We start from the raw sequence: 22,061 nt of genomic DNA on the forward strand, positions 1-22,061 counted from the left end.
CGACAAGTGAGTCGGATAGCACATCAGCGTCAACGTCAACAAGCGAGTCAGACAGTACGTCAACCTCATTGTCTAAGTCGACATCAACAAGTGAGTCAGATAGTACATCAGCATCAACGTCAACAAGCGAATCAGACAGTACGTCAACATCGTTGTCAAAGTCGACATCGACGAGTGAGTCGGATAGCACATCAGCGTCAACGTCAACAAGCGAGTCAGACAGTACGTCAACATCATTGTCAAAATCGACATCGACAAGTGAATCCGATAGTACATCAGCATCAACGTCAACAAGCGAATCAGACAGTACGTCAACATCGTTGTCTAAATCGACATCGACAAGTGAATCCGATAGTACATCAGCATCAACGTCAACAAGTGAGTCGGATAGTACATCAACATCGTTATCTAAGTCGACATCGACAAGTGAGTCAGATAGTACATCAGCGTCAACGTCAACAAGCGACTCAGACAGTACGTCAACATCATTGTCAAAATCGACATCGACAAGTGAATCCGATAGTGCATCAGCATCAACGTCAACAAGTGATTCAGATAGTACGTCAGCATCAACGTCAACAAGCGACTCAGACAGTACGTCAACATCATTGTCAAAATCGACATCGACAAGTGAATCCGATAGTACATCAGCATCAACGTCAACAAGCGAATCAGACAGTACGTCAACATCGTTGTCTAAATCGACATCGACAAGTGAATCCGATAGTACATCAGCATCAACGTCAACAAGTGAGTCGGATAGTACATCAACATCGTTATCTAAGTCGACATCGACAAGTGAGTCAGATAGTACATCAGCGTCAACGTCAACAAGCGAGTCAGACAGTACGTCAACATCATTGTCAAAATCGACATCGACAAGTGAATCCGATAGTGCATCAGCATCAACGTCAACAAGTGATTCAGATAGTACGTCAACATCATTGTCTAAGTCGACATCGACAAGTGAATCCGATAGTGCATCAGCATCAACGTCAACAAGCGACTCAGACAGTACGTCAACGTCGTTATCTAAGTCGACATCAACGAGTGAGTCAGATAGTACATCAACATCATTGTCTAAATCAACATCGACAAGTGAGTCGGATAGTGCATCAGCATCAACGTCAACAAGCGAGTCAGACAGTACGTCAACATCATTGTCTAAGTCGACATCGACAAGCGAGTCAGACAGTGCATCAGCATCAACGTCAACAAGCGAGTCAGACAGTACGTCAACATCGTTGTCAAAGTCGACATCGACGAGTGAGTCGGATAGCACATCAGCGTCAACGTCAACAAGCGAGTCAGACAGTACGTCAACATCGTTGTCAAAATCGACATCGACAAGTGAGTCGGATAGTGCATCAACATCAACGTCGACGAGTGAGTCGGATAGTGCATCAACATCAACGTCGACGAGTGAGTCGGATAGTACATCAGCATCAACGTCAACAAGCGAATCAGACAGTACGTCAACATCATTGTCTAAATCAACATCGACGAGTGAGTCAGATAGTACATCAGCATCAACGTCAACAAGTGACTCAGATAGCACATCAACATCATTGTCTAAGTCGACATCAACAAGTGAGTCGGATAGTACATCAGCATCAACGTCAACAAGCGAGTCAGACAGTACGTCAACGTCGTTATCTAAGTCGACATCAACGAGTGAGTCAGATAGTACATCAGCGTCAACGTCAACAAGCGAATCAGACAGTACATCAACATCGTTGTCAAAATCGACATCGACAAGTGAGTCGGATAGTACATCAGCGTCAACGTCAACGAGTGAATCAGATAGCACATCAACATCATTGTCTAAATCGACATCAACAAGTGAGTCGGATAGTACGTCAGCATCAACGTCAACAAGTGACTCAGACAGCACGTCAACATCGTTGTCTAAGTCGACATCAACAAGTGAGTCGGATAGTGCATCAGCGTCAACGTCAACAAGTGACTCAGATAGCACATCAACATCATTGTCTAAGTCGACATCGACGAGTGAGTCGGATAGTGCATCAACATCAACGTCAACAAGTGAGTCGGATAGTGCATCAACATCAACGTCAACAAGTGAGTCGGATAGTGCATCAGCATCAACGTCAACAAGTGATTCAGATAGCACATCAACATCATTGTCTAAATCGACATCAACAAGTGAGTCGGATAGTACATCAGCATCAACGTCAACAAGCGAGTCAGACAGTACGTCAACGTCGTTATCTAAGTCGACATCAACGAGTGAGTCAGATAGTACATCAGCGTCAACGTCAACAAGCGAATCAGACAGTACATCAACATCGTTGTCAAAATCGACATCGACAAGTGAGTCGGATAGTACATCAGCGTCAACGTCAACGAGTGAATCAGATAGCACATCAACATCATTGTCTAAATCGACATCAACAAGTGAGTCGGATAGTACGTCAGCATCAACGTCAACAAGTGACTCAGACAGCACGTCAACATCGTTGTCTAAGTCGACATCAACAAGTGAGTCGGATAGTGCATCAGCGTCAACGTCAACAAGTGACTCAGATAGCACATCAACATCATTGTCTAAGTCGACATCGACGAGTGAGTCGGATAGTGCATCAACATCAACGTCAACAAGTGAGTCGGATAGTGCATCAGCATCAACGTCAACAAGTGATTCAGATAGCACATCAACATCATTGTCTAAATCGACATCAACAAGTGAGTCGGATAGTGCATCAGCATCAACGTCAACAAGTGACTCAGATAGCACATCAACATCATTGTCTAAGTCGACATCGACGAGTGAGTCGGATAGTGCATCAACATCAACGTCGATGAGTGACTCAGATAGTACATCAACATCATTGTCTAAGTCGACATCAACAAGTGAGTCGGATAGTGCATCAGCGTCAACGTCAACAAGTGACTCAGATAGCACATCAACATCATTGTCAAAATCGACATCGACAAGTGAGTCAGACAGTACGTCAACATCATTGTCTAAATCAACATCGACGAGTGAGTCAGATAGTACATCAGCATCAACGTCAACAAGTGACTCAGATAGCACATCAACATCATTGTCTAAGTCGACATCAACAAGTGAGTCGGATAGTACATCAGCATCAACGTCAACAAGCGAGTCAGACAGTACGTCAACGTCGTTATCTAAGTCGACATCAACGAGTGAGTCAGATAGTACATCAGCGTCAACGTCAACAAGCGAATCAGACAGTACATCAACATCGTTGTCAAAATCGACATCGACAAGTGAGTCGGATAGTACATCAGCGTCAACGTCAACGAGTGAATCAGATAGCACATCAACATCATTGTCTAAATCGACATCAACAAGTGAGTCGGATAGTACGTCAGCATCAACGTCAACAAGTGACTCAGACAGCACGTCAACATCGTTGTCTAAGTCGACATCAACAAGTGAGTCGGATAGTGCATCAGCGTCAACGTCAACAAGTGACTCAGATAGCACATCAACATCATTGTCTAAGTCGACATCGACAAGTGATTCAGACAGTACATCAACATCAACGTCAACAAGTGATTCAGATAGTACATCAACATCAACGTCAACAAGTGATTCAGATAGCACATCAACATCATTGTCTAAATCGACATCAACAAGTGAGTCGGATAGTGCATCAGCATCAACGTCAACAAGTGACTCAGATAGCACATCAACATCATTGTCTAAGTCGACATCGACGAGTGAGTCGGATAGTGCATCAACATCAACGTCGATGAGTGACTCAGATAGTACATCAACATCATTGTCTAAATCAACATCGACGAGTGAGTCATATAGTACATCAGCATCAACGTCAACAAGTGACTCAGATAGCACATCAACATCATTGTCTAAGTCGACATCAACAAGTGAGTCGGATAGTACATCAGCATCAACGTCAACAAGCGAGTCAGACAGTACGTCAACGTCGTTATCTAAGTCGACATCAACGAGTGAGTCAGATAGTACATCAGCGTCAACGTCAACAAGCGAATCAGACAGTACGTCAACATCGTTGTCAAAATCGACATCGACAAGTGAGTCGGATAGTGCATCGACATCGCACAGTGAAGCAGTAAGCACAGAAGCAAGCGAGTTGACATCAGCAGTAGATTCATTAAGCCACAAAGTATCAAATGGTAGCACAACAAGTGAAACAGAAAGTGCGTTTGCGTCGACAAGAGATTCGTTGAGAAGCAAAGCTTCAAGCAACAGTACATCATCAGAAATGACATCAATTGAACAGTCAGTGTTAGCTTCAGTGAGTGTGTCAGAATCAACAAGCGTATCGACTTCAACAAGTGCATCAACATCACAAAGTGAAGCAGTAAGCACAGAAGCAAGCGAATTCACATCAGCAGTAGATTCATTAAGCCACAAAGTATCAAATGGCAGTACAACAAGCGAAGCAGAAAGTGCGTTTGCATCGACAAGAGATTCGTTGAGAAGCAAAGCTTCAAGCAACAGCACAGCGTCAGAAATGACATCAATTGAACAGTCGGTATTAGCGTCAGTAAGTGTGTCAGAATCAACAAGCGTATCGACTTCAACAAGCGCATCAACATCACAAAGTGAAGCAGTGAGCACAGAAGCAAGCGAGTTGACATCAGCAGTAGATTCATTAAGCCATAAAGTATCAAATGGTAGCACAACAAGTGAAGCAGAAAGTGCGTTTGCATCGACAAGAGATTCTCTACGAGACAAAGCGTCGAACAATAGCACAGCGTCAGAAATGACATCAATTGAGCAATCAGTGTTAGCTTCAGTGAGTGTGTCAGAATCAACAAGTGTGTCAGCATCGACATCGCACAGTGAAGCAGTAAGCACAGAAGCAAGCGAATTCACATCAGCAGTAGATTCATTAAGCCATAAAGTATCAAATGGTAGCACAACAAGTGATGCGGAAAGTGCGTTTGCATCGACAAGAGACTCTCTACGAGACAAAGCGTCGAACAACAGTACAGCGTCAGAAATGACATCAATTGAACAGTCAGTGTTAGCGTCAGTAAGTGCGTCAGAATCAACAAGCGTGTCAGCATCAACATCGCACAGTGAAGCAGTAAGCACAGAAGCAAGCGAGTTGACATCAGCAGTAGATTCATTAAGCCATAAAGTATCAAATGGTAGCACAACAAGTGAAGCAGAAAGTGCGTTTGCATCGACAAGAGATTCTCTACGAGGCAAAGCGTCGAACAACAGCACAGCGTCAGAAATGACATCAATTGAACAATCAGTATTAGCATCAGTAAGTGCGTCAGAATCAACAAGTGTATTGACTTCAACAAGTGCATCAACATCACACAGTGAAGCAGTAAGCACAGAAGTGAGCGAATTCGTATCAGCGGTCGACTCATTAAGTCACGAAGGATCAAATGGTAGCACAACAAAAGAAGGTGCAAGCACATTTGTATCAACGGTAGACTCGTTGAAAGCGAAGGCGTCAAATAATGGAACATCATCAGAATTTGCGTCAGCAGTAGCGTCAACGCACGCATCATTAAGTCAATTAGCATCTGACAGCTTGTCAGCGAGCGACTCAACAAGCGCATCAATGTCAACAAGCGACTCAGCAAGTGTATCAGTATCAGCGAGCGATTCAGCAAGTGGATCAATGTCAGCGAGCGATTCAGCAAGTGCATCAGTATCAGCGAGCGACTCAACAAGTGCATCGATGTCAACAAGCGCATCAACTTCACATAGTGAAGCAGTGAGCAATGAAGTAAGCGAGTTTGTATCAGCGGTAGACTCATTAAGCCATGAAGGATCAAATGGTAGCACAACAAAAGAAGGTGCAAGCACATTTGTATCAACAGTGGACTCATTGAAAACAAAGGCATCGAATAACGGTACAGCATCAGAGTTCGCGTCAGCAGTGGCATCGACACATGCATCGTTAAGTCAATTAGCATCTGATAGCATGTCAGCAAGCGACTCAACAAGTGCATCAATGTCAGCGAGCGACTCAGCAAGTGCGTCAATGTCAGCAAACGGCTCAGCAAGTGCGTCAATGTCAGCGAGCGACTCAACAAATGCGTCAATGTCAGCAAGCGACTCAACAAGTACTTCAATGTCAGCGAGCGACTCAGCAAGTGCATCAATGTCAGCGAGCGACTTAACAAGTGCATCAATGTCAGCGAGCGATTCAGCAAGTGCATCGATGTCAGCAAACGGCTCAGCAAGTGCGTCAATGTCAGCGAGCGACTCAACAAATGCGTCAATGTCAGCGAGCGACTCAACAAGTGCGTCAATGTCAGCAAGCGACTCAACAAATGCGTCAATGTCAGCAAGCGATTCAGCAAGTGCATCAATGTCAACGAGCGACTCAGCAAGTGCGTCAATGTCAGCGAGCGACTCAACAAATGCATCAATGTCAGCGAGCGATTCAGCAAGTGAATCAATGTCAGCGAGCGACTCAGCAAGTGGATCAATGTCAGCGAGCGATTCAGCAAGTGAATCAATGTCAGCGAGCGATTCAGCAAGTGAATCAATGTCAGCGAGCGACTCAGCAAGTGCATCAGTATCAGCGAGCGACTCAACAAGTGCATCGATGTCAGCAAGCGATTCAGCAAGTGCATCAGTATCAGCAAGCGACTCAACAAGCGCATCAACATCACACAGTGAAGCAGTAAGCAATGAAGTGAGTGAATTCGTATCAGCGGTAGATTCATTAAGTCACGAAGCATCAAATGGTAGCACAACAAGAGAAGGTGCAAGCACATTTGTATCAACAGTGGACTCATTGAAAACAAAGGCATCGAATAACGGTACAGCATCAGAGTTCGCGTCAGCAGTAGCATCGACACATGCATCGTTAAGCGCATCAACATCAATGAGTACGTCGACTTCAACAAGCGCATCAACATCACACAGTGAAGCAGTAAGCAATGAAGTGAGCGAATTCGTATCAGCGGTAGGTTCATTAAGCCATGAAGCATCAAATGGTAGCACAACAAGAGAAGGTGCAAGCACATTTGTATCAACAGTGGACTCATTGAAAACGAAAGCGTCGAATAACGGTACAGCATCAGAGTTCGCGTCAGCAGTAGCATCGACACATGCATCGTTAAGCGCATCAACATCAATGAGTACGTCAACTTCAACAAGTGCGTCAACTTCACACAGTGAAGCAGTAAGCAATGAAGTGAGCGAATTCGTATCAGCGGTAGATTCATTAAGTCACGAAACATCAAATGGTAGCACAACAAAAGAAGGTGCAAGCACATTTGTATCAACAGTGGACTCATTGAAAACAAAGGCATCGAATAACGGTACAGCATCAGAGTTCGCGTCAGCAGTGGCATCGACACATGCATCGTTAAGCCAATTAGCATCTGATAGCATGTCAGCAAGCGACTCAACAAGTACTTCAATGTCAGCGAGCGACTCAGCAAGTGCGTCAATGTCAGCGAGCGACTCAACAAATGCGTCAATGTCAGCAAGCGATTCAGCAAGTGCATCAATGTCAGCGAGCGATTCAGCAAGTGGATCAATGTCAGCGAGCGACTCAGCAAGTGCGTCAATGTCAGCGAGCGACTCAACAAGTGCTTCGATGTCAGCAAGTGCATCAGTATCAGCGAGCACGTCAACATCGATGAGTATGTCAATGGCTACATCTCAAGGTGATACGTCATCAACGACTTCATCTGGATCAACAATGACATCTACATCAATGCATAGCACGATGAAACAAGATCAAGCATCTGATCATCATGCATCATCAAAAGCAAAACAACGCCACGCAGACATGTTGCCTGATACAGGTGAAACTGTGTCAACAACAGGTATGATGGGTGCATTTGCGACGATGTTAACGGGTCTTGCATTACTCAAAAAGTCGAAAAAAGACAAAAAAAATGAAGATCACACATCTGATCCATCATAAATAGTTTGAACATGGTTAAAGGGGCTAGCGTCATTCAAGATTTTCTTGCCAAGGACGTTTCTAGCCTCTTTGGCACCATGTTTTATAAAAAAGAGGGTTAACGTGAAAAACAATGTAATCACACATATTTTTAATCAATATGAATATAAAATTTTATACAAACGCATATCATTTACAATTTTTATTTTATTGATATACATATTAGGGAGTAAGGTGGCCATTGTGAGCGAATCAGCCATGCGTCACCCTGATAGCTCATTTTATAAGTTAGCTATTTCTAATATGGGAGGAGACATTCATCGCTTAAATGTTTTTTCGCTCGGGTTAGGACCATGGTTAACAGCAATGATTATTATCAGTTTGATGACGTATAAAAATATGGAGAAGGCGATGCGTCAAACTCGTGCTGAAAAGCATTTTAAAGAAAAATCTCTGACGCTTGGGCTGAGTATGATTCAAGGTTATTTTGTCATCAATCATTTTGTCATACATGATTATCTTGAAAAATCGGCACAATTGCTTATTTTGCTGATTCTCATTACAGGTGCAATGTTGATGATGTGGTTGGCGGATCAAAATGTGCGCTACGGAATTGCAGGGCCGATGCCGATTGTGATGATGAGTGTGATTCGGTCAATGTTTGCGCAAAATTTGCCGAGTCTTTCAGTGGAGACTGTCGCCATCTTAGTCATATTTGTGCTGATGCTCATCGCACTCTTTACACTACTGTTGATTGAATTGATTGAGTATCGGACGCACTATCGCGACATTGCTGATATTACACGCGCGGATCGGTTTACGTATTTAGCTTGGAAAATTAATCCAGGTGGAAGTATTGCTATCATGATTAGTTTGTCAGTATTTGTGCTGTTAACGAGTACAGTGAGTTTAGTCGTGCATATGATCACGGGGAAGACGCCAGATTTACAGTGGTTATCTTTGGGGCGCTTTTCGGGAATTACGGTTTATCTCTTAGTTCAGACCGTTTTAGGTTATTTGCTCTCTCGCTTAATCATTAACACCAAGCAAAATACGAAAGACTTTTTAAAGAGTGGCAATTACTTCATCGGTGTTCAGCCAGGTGAAGAGACTGCACAGTATTTGAATCATATGGCACGTCGTTTATGTTGGTTTGGGACATTGATTGTGTCCGTAATTATTGGTGTGCCGCTATACAGTTCGTTACTCGTGCCAGAGTTGTCGGAACATATTTACTTCGCAGTACAACTCATTATTATGGTGTACCTTGCAATCAACTTGACTGAAACATTAAGAACATATTTATATTTTGATAAGTATGAATCGTTTTTAAATAAATATTGGTAAGGAGTAGTCTATGAAACGTTTTATACCAGCTTGGTACAGGTCTGATCCATGGTGGAGGAGTCAAGCATTGCCGTTTTTTTATAAAGAGGCAGTGACCGAATTTGATGATTTGATTAGTTTAATGGGAATGCATATAAAAAATCAGGTGCCTTTTGAAATTGTGGTACTTAATCACGCACCTGATTTACGGACTTTTTTACATCGGCAGGCGTTATATGAAGCCGATTACTGGTCATTGTTTGACGTGATTCAAGGTTTTACGCATCAACCCCCGCAACCGCTAGACTATCGACAATTGAACTGGCCAAAAGGAACCGAATTTGTACAGTCTTTATTGTTAGTGAAGGCTTTTACGGGACCTGATACGTATTCCGAAATTCATTTTAGTCAAGAGGGTTACTTGTTATGGATTGAGTCCTTTCAGCATGAGGTGCAGCAGTATCGTTATATTTTTGATGATCGTGGTTTTCTGTCGAGTTATCAGACATTTGATGAAGCTGGAGGATTAGCTGAGCAATATTATATGACAGCCACAGGAGACTGGATTATGAAGGAGGACTTGAAAACAGGAGAAGTCCACATTCATTCGAGTTATGCGCATCGTTTTGAACAGCAATGTTACGCAACGATGACCGAATTGATTGATGCGTATCTCGCACGTTACACGTCATCAGTGCAAGATACGGACATCATGGTCGTAGCGTCTGATATGCGCCATAATGCATTGATTACACGTCATTTTTCTCCTCGTCAATTATGTTTTTCAGTGTTTCAACAGCGGAAGACAGGGTTGTCGGAAGCAGGGATGGCATCTATCGAACGGGGGCATTATTGGCTTGCGGATACGATGGAAAATGCGGCGCGTCTTGAACGTCATCAAACTGCGCATCAACTTGATAATGCACTTGTCCGTATTACGCCGTTCGATGTGCGTATGAATCCGAATATCAGTAGCCAGCTGTATGAGACGTATATCGGTGTATGGACAGACGGCATCGATGAAGTGACACTTAATCATGTGGTTGATCAATTAATCAAAGAAATTGAGCGAAATCCGCAAACACGTGTCACGTTTTTGTCACGTCTCGAAAATCACAAGCGTCCGATTTGGGTGAATGGGGCAGTGAAGCGATTGAACGCATACTTTGATTCACGGACAAAAGAAGAAGAAAAGATGCAAGAGACTGCGCCAAAAGGATCAACAGACCCAGTCGTTTACGCCACATTAAAAAGTGTGCCGTTTGAAAATGATGTCGTGGAGGCGATTTCGACATTGCGCGTCGTCATCGATTTAAATGAGGAACCAGACTTGTTTTTACAAATTTGTTGTATGGGGGCAGGACTTCCTCAAATTAACCGTATGCAGACGGATTATGTGCAACACGAAAGAAATGGTTACATGATTGCCAATATCGATGAGCTAGCGGCTGGGCTCTCATACTTTTTAGGCTATTTAAAACATTGGAACCGTTCGTATGCGTATGCGATGAAATTGGCTAAAGCGTATGCTTCGAATGAAATTTTAAAACAGTTGGATGACTGGTTAGAAGGTGAAACAGATGGCGCAACAATATAATATGTTGCAAATGGGTGGAGAGGATTACACCGTCCATTTTGAAGACCGTAAAGATGTGAAGTGGACCTACATCCCCTTTAATTCAATAGCGGATTTGGAAGCGTTAGAACAGCAAACGGAAGAAGCGGAAGCCTTTGATTTTGTTTTTGTTCAATCTCCATACTCTGAAACGTTAATGCGCGCATTCCGGTTGGTGAGTACGCCTTACAATACGTATGTCGATGCGCACTATTGGAACGGCGCTTTTGAAGCCGAACCAATCGTCAGAGAACGCATGATTCGGCCATTTCACTATGAATCGAAAGCGGATTGTCTCACACGTTTACGGTCTCTTGCTTTTATCAAACAATATGGTGACCGCATTCATCCGAAACAATGTGAAGTAAACCCTGAGTTTGAAGGAGACGTGTACTATAACGGTCAACACGCTATTGTCCTAACAGGTGATTTTGGTGAGACGTATACCCCTATTTTAAATTGGAAAATGTACCTTTATTACGACAAGGATAAAGTGAATACGATTTGGCCGGAGTACACGGCAACGGGAGATGTAGAAATCTCTTATACGCTCCGTCTTTACCAAGAGCCAACTATGAAAAAGCTCATGTGTCAGTATGTTTTAGAAGGTCCGTCATTGCAACAGCCTTTAGAAATTCCGAGCATGCCGCATGATGCGCATATTTTAATCACAGCCCAAGCAAAAGGGCGTGGGACTTTAAGTGTGGGGAACATTCATAAACGCTGGTCTCGATTGGAGTACGGGCATGCCATTTTAGGGGGGCAACGTTATGTAGATGAAGATAGAGGAGAGTTCCTTCATTATTTTCATCCAGGTGATTTAAAGCCACCACTGAATGTTTATTTTAGTGGTTATCGAACTGCTGAAGGTTTTGAGGGCTACTTCATGATGGAGAAACTCAACGCACCCTTCTTATTATTTACGGATTTGCGATATGAAGGAGGCGGCTTTTACTTAGGAAGTGACGCATTTGAGAACCGGATTAAAACGGTCATTCAGGAGACATTGGATTGGCTCGGTTTTGAAGATGATGCGTTAATTTTATCCGGATTGTCCATGGGGTCGTTTGGCGCATTGTATTATGGTGCACAACTCAACCCGACTGCGATTGTGGTAGGAAAGCCGCTCGTGAATATGGGTTCTATTGCTAAAAATATGCGATTGATGCGACCGAATGACTTTGGGACAGCGATTGATATTTTACGTGGTAACGAAGGCAGCATCGATGACGAAGCAGTCACTCGGTTGAATCAAAAGTTTTGGTCGGTGCTGAATGGTGCCAACATCGAAAACACGATATTTGCGGTGTCCTATATGGAAAATGACGACTATGACATCCAAGCATTTAGTGATTTGTTGCCGGTATTATCACGACAAGGGGCACGTGTGATGAGTCGAAGTATTCCTGGGCGTCACAACGATGATACCCCGACGATTGCGAGTTGGTTCAATCACTTTTACTACATGATCATGGAAAGCGAATTTGGGAGAGTGAAACATGAAAGAAAAGCATCAATTTAATATTCGCTGGACTCAAATTACACAAGAAACTTTTATGTATGGGTCGATCTTACGTTTTAAGGCGACTGAAACTTTATTTGAAAATGAATTAATGCCCTCAGGTATCGTAATTCATGAATGGAAGATGATAACCAACTTTGAAGATGACAAGGTGATGCCGACACTCCCGATTTTGAAGCGGAATCAGACGTATCGTTTTCATTTTGATTATCATGTCCAACCAATGGACAGCGTTTATTTCAAAGTTATTTTTAAACGACGCAATGGCACGGTGTGTGATTATCAAATAATTAAAGGCCATGACAAAGACATTACGGTGCCTGATGAGATGTATAGTTACGTCGTCCAAATCATCAATGCGGCCTCACAACATTTAACGTTTCGACAACTGACGATAGAAGATGTGAGAGAACAATCGAAAGCAATGGCGGATGTACATGTGCATGACATGTGCCATATCGACCCTGATGCCACGCAGGCGACTGTGATTTTTGTGGAAGAAAGTGACCTCGCGCATGAGTTGATTCAAGACATTGATAATTGTGTGTGCGTAACGGGCTGGGATCAACCGCATATCGGTCATGTGATTGCGAAGGTCACAGCATCACTTCAAACGCTAGCCAAAGACTATACGCTTCAACTTGTAGGCTATGGCAGTCGTTCGAATGAAATGGCTTATGCTGTCGGTGCACATTTACCCGCCACACTCTACGTCACACCGCAACGTGATACAAAGCTTCGTCAACGTTACGGCACGCCAGAACAAGTAGATGTGCCTGTGGTGACGTATCAATATGATGAGGTGTCAACAGCAATCTCTCATTGGTTGGGGCCTACATTAAACCAAAGCCACCAACTTAAAGGACTTGATATCCAAAGATTGAATGGAGGGAATAGCGCATGAGTAACCGACTCCATCGAACGATTAACGATATGCGTCTGAAACGCTTAAAACGTATATTGAAACGTATTCAGCGATATGAGCGCCCTTTTGAACAGTTGTCAGATGAAGCGTTACAACAAAAGACTGCTTTATTCCGTCAACAATTATTGGACAAAAAGACAACATTGGATGCACTTCTACCTGAAGCGTATGCATTAGTACGTGAAGCAAGTCGACGGGTCTTAGGGATGTTTCCGAAAGAGGTCCAAGTGCTGGGTGCGATTGTACTTCATGAAGGTAATATCGCGGAGATGCAAACGGGTGAAGGGAAAACGTTAACTGCGACGATGCCCTTATATTTAAATGCGCTCACTGGAAAAGGGGCGTATTTAATCACAACAAATGACTACTTGGCGAAGCGTGACTATCTGGAAATGAAGCCGCTTTTTGAATGGTTAGGTTTGACGATTGGCTTAGGTTTTGTGGATATTCCGGATTACGAATATCAACGAGGCGAAAAGCGCTATATTTATCAACACGATATTATTTATACAACAGGCGGTCGACTTGGCTTTGATTATTTAATCGATAATTTAGCGGATAGTGCTGAAGGGAAATTCTTACCGAAACTCAACTACGGCATTATTGATGAAGTTGACTCGATTATTCTCGATTCTGCGCAAACCCCACTCGTGATTTCGGGTGCGCCCCGTGTTCAGTCGAATTTATTTCATGTGGTGACGACATTTGTGCAAACGCTTGAAGAAAATCACCATTTTAAGATGAAGCAGACGAAAAAAGAAATTTGGTTGACGCAGCGAGGGATTGAAGCGGCCAATGCGTATTTCGGGGTGCCGAACATTTATGATGCACCGTACTTTGATTTAGTGCGTAACATTAATTTGTGTTTACGCGCAAAGTATTTGTTTGAAAATAATACAGATTACTTTGTTTATAAAGGCGAAGTCGTACTCATTGACCGTATTACAGGTCGTATGATGCCAGGAACGAAATTGCAATCGGGTCTCCATCAGGCGATTGAGGCGAAAGAAGATGTGCAATTGTCCATGGATATGAGTGTCATGGCGACGATTACTTTCCAAAATTTATTTAAACAATTTAATGAATTTTCAGGGATGTCAGGGACGAGTCATTTGGGAGAAAAGGAATTTTTAGATTTATATACGAAGATCGTTGTGGAAATTCCGACTGATCGACCGATTCAACGTATAGACTACCCGGACCGCGTATTTAAAAATGTGGAAGATAAAAATGTGGCGATTATTGAGCGCATCCAAACGCTCTATGCGGAACAGCGTCCGGTCTTGCTGATTACGCGTACAGCAGAAATGGCGGAATACTTTTCAGCTGCATTGTTCGAGCTCGACATTCCAAACAACTTGTTGATTGCACAAAATGTTGCAAAAGAAGCACAAATGATTGCAGAAGCAGGACAAATAGGTGCTGTAACCGTAGCAACGAGTATGGCAGGTCGTGGTACAGATATTAAGCTAGCGCCAGGTGTGCCAGAACTAGGCGGTTTAGCGGTTATCATTAGTGAGCATATGGAAAACAGTCGGATTGATCGTCAGTTAAGAGGCCGTTCTGGACGACAAGGTGATCCAGGCACGAGCCAAATTTATATCTCATTAGAAGATTATCTTGTGCGACGATGGGGAGACTTAAAAGCACTCAAAATGGAACGGTTGGAACAATATGATTCGGCGACGTTACAGCAGAGTAAACTGTTCCAAAGTCGCGTGCGCAAAACTGTGCAACGGGCGCAACGTTTGTCAGAAGAACAAGGTGTGAAAACACGCGAGATTGCGAATGAACACGAAAAGAGTATTAGCATCCAACGCGAATTAGTCTATCAAGAGCGCAATCGGGTCCTTCAATTTAAAAATCTAGATGATGTCCATTTAGAAAAATTAGCGTTAGAAGTTTTTGAAGAAGTCTTTGATCATACGCATTTTACAGCTTCAGAGTGGGTGAATTACATCTACAGAAACTTAAGTTTTCAATTTAAAGACCGATTAGAAAATATAGATCTACGTGATCGTAAGGTCGTGACGGAATATCTTGTCAGCTTATTTAAACAACAACTGGCTTATCAAAAACAGCATTTAGATGATTATTTCTATACGCATTTTGTGCAACGTGCGATTTTGAAAGCGATTGACAGTAATTGGATTAAACAAGTGGATCATTTACAAAAGTTGAAAAATAGCGTGAACACACGACAAAACGGTAAGCGGAATCCGATTTTTGAATATCACCGTGTGGCATTAGAATCGTTCGATAATATGACAGATGCGATTAAAAGGGATATCGTCAAATACCTTTGTCAAAGTATTACGCATACAGATGAAAATGATGATTTAGTGGTACATTTTCCAAATTAGAGAGGTGATTGGACTGTGACAATTTATAATATTAATTTTGGTATTGGATGGGCAAGTAGTGGGGTCGAATACGCACAAATGTATCGTGCCCAAGTGTTACGTGGCCTGAAAAACCCATTAAAATTTGTGTTTTTAGACTTTATGAGTTCTGAAAATCTTCAAACGTTAACATCTAACATCGGTTTTAAAGATAGTGAAGTTTTGTGGCTGTATCAATATTTTACGGACATTAAAATTGCACCGACGACGTACACGATAGATGATATTAAAGCGACCATTCATGAGGAAGTCGTTAATGTAGAAAGTAAAGGTAAAGTGCGCTGGCTGCATTTAGGGGATCCTGGCACTTATATTACGTGTTATTTAAAAAATGAGAATGAACCGTATGTCGATTGTGCGGAATTTGTAATTAATAATAAATTAGTGCGCAAAGATTATTATAGTTATACGCGTATCTTTTCTGAATTTTATGCCCCAGCTGACAACCGAGCGAAACTTTATATGCGTCATTTTTACAATGAAGATGGTGCCGTAGCGTATACCGAACATATCGATGAGAAAACGAATGTCTATGTGATGGAAGATGCGATATTGTATACGAAAGAAGAATTTGTGGCGTATTTTATGCAAAAGCTAAAGTTAACGTCTGAAGATATTGTGATTTATGACCGTGCGACGAAAGTGGGTCAAGCGATGTTACAAAATAAAGGGGACAGTAAAGTGGGTGTGGTCGTTCATGCCGAACACTTTAGTGAAAATGCGACAGATGACCACCACATTTTATGGAACAATTATTATGAGTATCAATTTACGAATGTGAACGAAATTGACTTTTATATTACAGCGACAGACCGTCAAAATGAGATTTTAAGGGCACAATTTAAAAAGTATTTGAACGCAGAACCTGCCATTTATACCGTTCCAGTGGGTAGTTTAACGACGCTGAAACAACCCGATGCGCCAAGAAAGCCATTCGGTATGATGACCGCATCTCGATTAGCCAGCGAAAAACATGTCGATTGGCTCGTGCGTGCGGCTAGTATTGCGAAAAAAGAAGTACCAGAGCTGACGTTTGATATTTATGGTGAAGGTGGCGAGCGAGCAGATATTGAAAATTGGATAGAAAAACTCGACGCACAAGACTATATTCGTTTATGCGGTCATCAAAAGTTAGACGACATTTATGCGCAATATCCTTTATTTGTCGCTGCATCAACGAGTGAAGGGTTTGGTTTAACATTAATGGAAGCGGTCGGGTCTGGCCTAGGAATGATTGGTTTTGATGTGAACTATGGTAACCCTACTTTTATTGAAGATGGTAAGAACGGTTATCTTGTGCCAATCCAAGTGAAGGAAGACGGTAACGAGGAAATCATTCAACGTTTAGCCCAAGCGATGATTCGTTTCTTCAATAAGGGACCGGCACAACCCCATCAAGCTTCATATGATTTGGCTTCCCCTTATTTAATCGAAAATACGCGAAAAAAATGGAAAGAATTAATAGAAGAGGTGTTACATGGTTAATTTATTTGAACACTTTGATGAAAATGCAAAAGCGTTATTTGAAACACTCGACATTGCCGGTCATCACGATGAAACAGTCGTGTTAGTCGATGATGGGTTTTTACCAGAAGGCATCATTTCGCCTTATCAATTTTTTGCCAACTACAAAGCACCCAAAAAACGTCGCGCGCGTTATTTTAATGAAGTTGATGTACCGCGTTTTTGGGAAATTGAAGGGAACAACGAAGAAGCTTGGGTCAAAGATATGAGCCATCGACGTGCTATGATTTATTACCATTCAGAAGAAAAACGTCGTCTCGTTAGCCATGTCGAATGGTTGGATCAACATGGCAATTTACAGTTTGTGAATCATTACAATCAACATGGTCTACATTTCGCGCAAACCGTTTATGATTTAGAGGGAAATATGATATTCCGTCGTTATGTCGATCAACAAGGGCGTGAAGTCCTTTATGAAAATTTCGTTGCTTCAAGTACGATATTAACGTGGAAAGGTTCACAGTATCATTTCAATGATCGCATTTCTTTCTACATCTTTTTCTTGAAAGCGATTGGCGTTGATTTAAGTCATGTCGTTGTGAATTCACTCGGCACGCCATTCTCAATTCTTTACCATATGGATGTTCCAGGGCAAGATACGTTATTCTGGCAAGAGTCCTCAGAAGGTGAAATTCCGGCTAATATGCGTATTGTGTTTGAAGAAAGTTCTGAGCGTCCATGCCGTATTTTAATTCCTGAGCAAGACGAATATGATACGATTTGTGCGCAATTAACTGAAAAAGAACGTGAATACGTCGCACACTGTGGTTATTTATATCAATACGAAAAACAAAATCAATATACAATGAACGTTTTAACGATGACGAATTCCGATCAAATCGAGCATTTACAGGCGATCATCGAAGCATGCCCATTTGCCCATTTCTATATTGGTGCGGTGACGGAAATGTCTTCAAAATTAACACAATTTGATCGCTATCCGAATGTACAGCTGTATCAAGCGATTGAACGCGATACGATTGAAAGTGTGTACCATCAATGTGATGTGTATTTAGATATCAACGAAGGTAAAGAAATTGTCAACGCAGTACGGAAGGCGTTTGACCATCAGATGTTGATTTTGGGGTATGAAGCGACTGCGCATAACCCTCGATTTACGGCGCCGGAAAACTTGTTTACGAAAGAGAATGAGGCAGCCGAATTAATTCAAGCATTGAAAGATATCAACCGTAAGAAACGCTATTTTAAAGTGCGTCAACATTATCAACAAACGCATGCGAACGAAACGACAGTGGATACATTCAATCAAGTATTTAAAAGATAAATCGATAGAGAAGCGGGAACACAAAGGGATATCAACCCCCGATGTGCTCCCGCTTTTTATGCATGTACAAAGATAATTTGTTTCAAGTTTGGATGCAATCAGACCTTTTCAAATATGCCTGCTGCCCCCATGCCCACACCGATACACATCGTCACCATACCATAGCGGACATCTGAGCGTTTGCGCATTTCCGCCAACAAACGTGCGGTTAATATCGCACCAGTCGCACCGAGTGGATGACCGAGTGCGATGGCGCCTCCATTCACATTTGTGTTTTGTGGTGTAAGCCCAACTTCTCGCATCGAAGCGAGTGTCTGTGAGGCGAATGCTTCGTTCAATTCTACTAAATCAATATCATCTAACGTTAAGCCTGTCGTTGCTAACACTTCAGGAATAGCATAGGCAGGGCCAATGCCCATCAGTTTCGGGTCCACGCCGACAGCCTTAAATCCGATAAATTTCGCAATCGGTGTAACACCGAGTGCTTTAACTTTTTCACCTGACATGATAACGACAAAACCGACACCATCTGAAAGCGGGGCGGATGTTCCCGCTGTGACTGTCCCATCTGCTTTGAAAACAGTGGGTAATGTTGCAAGTGTTTCAGCATTTGTCTCTGGTCTGACAAGTTCATCAGTATCAAAAAGTGTCGTATGAACGTGTGGTCCGTTTTGATCATAAGTGACTTGTTTAACACAAATAGGGATAATTTCATCATCAAACTTGCCATTTTGTTGTGCTAACGTTGCACGGCGGTGACTTTCGACTGCATATGTCTCTTGATCTTCACGTGAGACATGATAAGTTTCAGCGACATTTTCAGCAGTGAGTCCCATCGGATGTGAGGCTCCGATATCTTGTTGTTGCAGCGTTGGATTGTTTGTCGGTTCGTTGCCTCCCATAGGTACAGCACTCATCAACTCAACACCGCCAGCGACAAGTATGTCTCCTTGCCCCGCTCGTATTTGATTTGCTGCGAGTGCAATGGTTTGTAAGCCAGATGAGCAGTAGCGATTCACAGTTTGTCCTGGTACGGTATGAGATAAGCCGGCACGTAAGGCAATCGTTCGTGCTATATTTTGACCTTGTAACCCTTCAGGAAAGGCATTGCCGACTATGACATCTTCTACCATATCAGGGTGAAATGTGCCATCGACACGGTCAAGCACGCCTTTTAATACTTCGGCCGCAACATCATCAGGACGTTCGTGAAAGAGTGCCCCATTTTTTGCTTTAGCCACTGCAGAACGGCCGTAAGCGACAATATAAGCTTCCCGCATGTCAATCATCCTCTCTATTTTTGATTAGTTTCGTAATGGTTTACCATGTTTCAGCATATAGGCGATTCTGTCGTATGTTTTTTCTGTTTGAATGAGTTCTAGAAAATGGACTTTTTCTAGTTTTTGAATATAGCGTTGATTAATATAAGTGTTTCGTGGAAGGTCTCCACCTGATAACACGGTCGCAATGCGTAGGGCGATGTTGTAATCATGATCACTGATGTAGTGGCCAAGCCGTTGTGCATCGAGTTGCCCTTGTGCGAGTGCTAGAAAATCTTGTCCTAATGCGATATATTGTCTTTTTGGTGGCGCTATATAATGCGCGTTTGCCTCAAATTGTGCCCGTTGTAAAGCAATTTCGACACGGCGCGCTTCATTGAAAATGATCGTATCTGTTGGGCGCAAGAAGCCGTAACGCTGTGCTTCAAAGGCATGCGTGGATACTTTTGCTAAGCCCACTGTCATGAGCAATTGGGTCATAGCCGCATGTTTATCGTTCATCATATGTGACGTTTGTAAAATACGGTCACTCATTTCTGCAAGGCCGCCACCACTTGGTAATAAACCGACGCCTGCTTCAACGAGTCCGATATATGTTTCACTGCTTGCGACGACAAAGGGTGAATGTAACACAAGTTCGCAACCGCCACCGAGGACACGACCTTGAATGGCTGTGACAATCGGTTTCTTGCTGTATTTAAGTCGATTGAAAGTCGTGTGTAATTGATCAATCGCCGGTGCAATTTGTTCGTTGATTTGATGGGTTTCATGTGCTTTTTTCATTGCATGAAGGTTTGCCCCGACACTAAAATGGGGGCCGTCTGCATAGATGACCATGCTAGAATAAGGCTCATGTTCTAGCATCTCAATTGCTTCGACCAAGTCATCGTTAAAAGCAGCTGTAATGACGTTATTTTGACTGCGCAGTTTCAACAAGAGTTGGTTTTCATTCACAATGGCAAGTTGGGAATCTTTACGCTGCCACAGGATTTGGTCGAGTTGCTGTTCGATCGGTGTAACGTATGCGATTGTTTCTCCTTCTGCATAAAATCCATGCGCACGTTGATGAACCCATGTAGGTAATGGACCGAGTTCAGATTCGATGCGCGTTTTCACACGGTCAAACCCCATTAAATCCCAGAGCTGGAAAGGACCTAACGCCCAGTTGAATCCCCAAACGAGTGCACGATCAATGTCGCGAAAGTCGTTGGTTGCTTTTGGAACATTGAGTGCCGCGTAATAAAAATTGTTACGTAATGTTTCCCACAAAAATTGTCCGCCTTTGTCTGTGGCATTAAAAATCACATCTAAATTTTGCGCCAATGACTTAGTGAAAGCTGAAAGAATAGGCAGTTCAGGTTGCGTCACTGGAACATAATCTTGTTTGTCCGGGTCATAGACGAGACGCTGTTTGTGCTTACGATCTTTTTTGTAAAAGCCTTGTTTTGTTTTTCGTCCGAGTGCGCCTGCTTCATACAATGTGTTCACGACTTGAATATCATGGAAGTATGGCGCTTCTTCAGGGACTTGTTGTAAACCGCGAATGACGGATACTGCAATGTCTAGGCCGACAAGATCAGATAGGGCATATGTCCCAGTTTTGGGGCGCCCGATGAATTTGCCAGTGAGTGCATCGACTTCTGTAATCGAGAAACCTTGTTGTTCTGCCCGATACATAATATCATTCATCGTTTGTGTGCCGATGCGGTTCGCGACAAAACCTGGGACATCATGGGCGACGATAGCCCCTTTGCCGAGCACTTCTTGGACAAAATTTTGAATGTCATCGATAATGTTTGGCTTCGTCGCACGGTTCGGAATGAGTTCGACGAGTTTCATGATGCGGGGTGGATTGAAGAAATGTAAGCCAAAAAAGCGTGCGCGATCTTTGGTGTGAAAGGCTTCGGCAATGGCCTCGATCGGGATGCCCGATGTGTTCGTCGCAAAGTATGCGTCTGGTTTGGCTGTTTTTGCTACTTGTTGCCATAATTGATGTTTTACATCTAAGTCTTCTTTGACTGCTTCTAAATAAAGGTCCGCATCATCGTGAGCTAAGTCGTCTCTAAAATTGCCATAGCTGAGGTTCGATGCGAGTGCAAGGTCAAATAATAATGGCTTTTTAGGATGTGTGATCTTATCATAAGCGGCTTTGGATATTTTGTTGGGTGCCTGTTCGTCCAAAACAATATCTAATAATTTCACTTGAAGTCCTGCATTCACAAGGACAGCGGCAAGTTGTGCGCCCATTGTCCCTGCGCCGAGGACAGTCACTTTTCTAATTGTCATCGTCAATTCCTCCCATATTTTT

14 protein-coding genes and 1 pseudogene are annotated in these 22,061 nt (G+C 42.8%); 9 read left to right on the forward strand and 6 right to left on the reverse strand.

Features of this window, described 5'->3' with window-relative positions; all coding sequences use genetic code 11:
- Window positions 1-68: 68 nt before the first annotated feature.
- A pseudogene (locus EL101_RS13765) lies at window positions 69-4,430 on the forward strand (lectin-like domain-containing protein); the annotation flags it as partial.
- A gap of 1,085 nt (window positions 4,431-5,515) precedes the next feature.
- On the opposite strand, the gene EL101_RS13620 reads toward EL101_RS13765, so the two are convergent.
- The 4 genes from EL101_RS13620 to EL101_RS13635 all read right to left on the reverse strand — a co-directional run bounded on the left by EL101_RS13620 (window position 5,516) and on the right by EL101_RS13635 (window position 7,594).
- Window positions 5,516-5,812 (reverse strand): hypothetical protein, encoded by a 297-nt coding sequence (locus EL101_RS13620; RefSeq protein WP_197717999.1) that lies wholly within the window; start codon window positions 5,810-5,812, stop codon window positions 5,516-5,518.
- A gap of 99 nt (window positions 5,813-5,911) precedes the next feature.
- Window positions 5,912-6,646: a hypothetical protein gene (locus EL101_RS13625; RefSeq protein ID WP_103214032.1), complete on the reverse strand. Its 735-nt coding sequence runs from the start codon at window positions 6,644-6,646 to the stop codon at window positions 5,912-5,914.
- 39 nt (window positions 6,647-6,685) lie between these two features.
- On the reverse strand, window positions 6,686-7,150 hold the full coding sequence (locus EL101_RS13630) for a hypothetical protein (protein ID WP_126489865.1): 465 nt from the start codon (window positions 7,148-7,150) through the stop codon (window positions 6,686-6,688).
- A gap of 39 nt (window positions 7,151-7,189) precedes the next feature.
- Window positions 7,190-7,594: a hypothetical protein gene (locus EL101_RS13635; RefSeq protein ID WP_126489866.1), complete on the reverse strand. Its 405-nt coding sequence runs from the start codon at window positions 7,592-7,594 to the stop codon at window positions 7,190-7,192.
- A 22-nt stretch (window positions 7,595-7,616) separates the two neighbouring features.
- Here EL101_RS13635 and EL101_RS13640 point away from each other — a divergent pair, with 22 nt between their 5' ends.
- From EL101_RS13640 to gtfB, 8 genes are all read left to right on the forward strand, one after another.
- Window positions 7,617-7,895, forward strand: coding sequence for an LPXTG cell wall anchor domain-containing protein (locus tag EL101_RS13640; protein ID WP_103214025.1), 279 nt, complete (start codon window positions 7,617-7,619; stop codon window positions 7,893-7,895).
- 117 nt (window positions 7,896-8,012) lie between these two features.
- Window positions 8,013-9,221 (forward strand): accessory Sec system protein translocase subunit SecY2, encoded by a 1,209-nt coding sequence (gene secY2 / locus EL101_RS00965; RefSeq protein WP_373364894.1) that lies wholly within the window; start codon window positions 8,013-8,015, stop codon window positions 9,219-9,221.
- 10 nt (window positions 9,222-9,231) lie between these two features.
- Entirely contained in the window at window positions 9,232-10,797 is a 1,566-nt protein-coding gene (gene asp1, locus EL101_RS00970; RefSeq protein ID WP_096598321.1) for an accessory Sec system protein Asp1, read from the forward strand.
- On the forward strand, window positions 10,781-12,337 hold the full coding sequence (asp2, locus tag EL101_RS00975) for an accessory Sec system protein Asp2 (protein WP_096598323.1): 1,557 nt from the start codon (window positions 10,781-10,783) through the stop codon (window positions 12,335-12,337). Before asp1 ends, asp2 begins: the two co-directional genes overlap by 17 nt.
- Complete coding sequence (gene asp3, locus EL101_RS00980) at window positions 12,315-13,241, forward strand: accessory Sec system protein Asp3 (protein ID WP_096598325.1); 927 nt, start codon at window positions 12,315-12,317, stop codon at window positions 13,239-13,241. Before asp2 ends, asp3 begins: the two co-directional genes overlap by 23 nt.
- Entirely contained in the window at window positions 13,238-15,625 is a 2,388-nt protein-coding gene (gene secA2, locus EL101_RS00985; RefSeq protein WP_096598327.1) for an accessory Sec system translocase SecA2, read from the forward strand. Before asp3 ends, secA2 begins: the two co-directional genes overlap by 4 nt.
- 15 nt (window positions 15,626-15,640) lie before the next feature.
- Window positions 15,641-17,149 (forward strand): accessory Sec system glycosyltransferase GtfA, encoded by a 1,509-nt coding sequence (gene gtfA / locus EL101_RS00990; protein WP_096598329.1) that lies wholly within the window; start codon window positions 15,641-15,643, stop codon window positions 17,147-17,149.
- Window positions 17,142-18,473 carry an accessory Sec system glycosylation chaperone GtfB gene (gene gtfB, locus EL101_RS00995; protein WP_096598331.1) on the forward strand — a complete coding sequence of 444 codons (1,332 nt, stop codon included), beginning with the start codon at window positions 17,142-17,144 and terminating at the stop codon, window positions 18,471-18,473. The genes gtfA and gtfB overlap by 8 nt, the downstream gene beginning before the upstream one ends.
- A gap of 98 nt (window positions 18,474-18,571) precedes the next feature.
- Here gtfB and EL101_RS01000 read toward each other — a convergent pair whose 3' ends face one another.
- Both EL101_RS01000 and fadB read right to left on the reverse strand, forming a co-directional pair.
- Window positions 18,572-19,753, reverse strand: coding sequence for a thiolase family protein (locus EL101_RS01000; RefSeq protein ID WP_096598333.1), 1,182 nt, complete (start codon window positions 19,751-19,753; stop codon window positions 18,572-18,574).
- 24 nt (window positions 19,754-19,777) lie between these two features.
- Window positions 19,778-22,039 (reverse strand): 3-hydroxyacyl-CoA dehydrogenase/crotonase FadB, encoded by a 2,262-nt coding sequence (fadB, locus tag EL101_RS01005; protein ID WP_096598335.1) that lies wholly within the window; start codon window positions 22,037-22,039, stop codon window positions 19,778-19,780.
- Between the last annotated feature and the right edge of the window lie 22 nt (window positions 22,040-22,061).

Origin of the sequence: Staphylococcus delphini (assembly GCF_900636325.1) — a bacterium.
Lineage (GTDB): Bacteria > Bacillota > Bacilli > Staphylococcales > Staphylococcaceae > Staphylococcus > Staphylococcus delphini.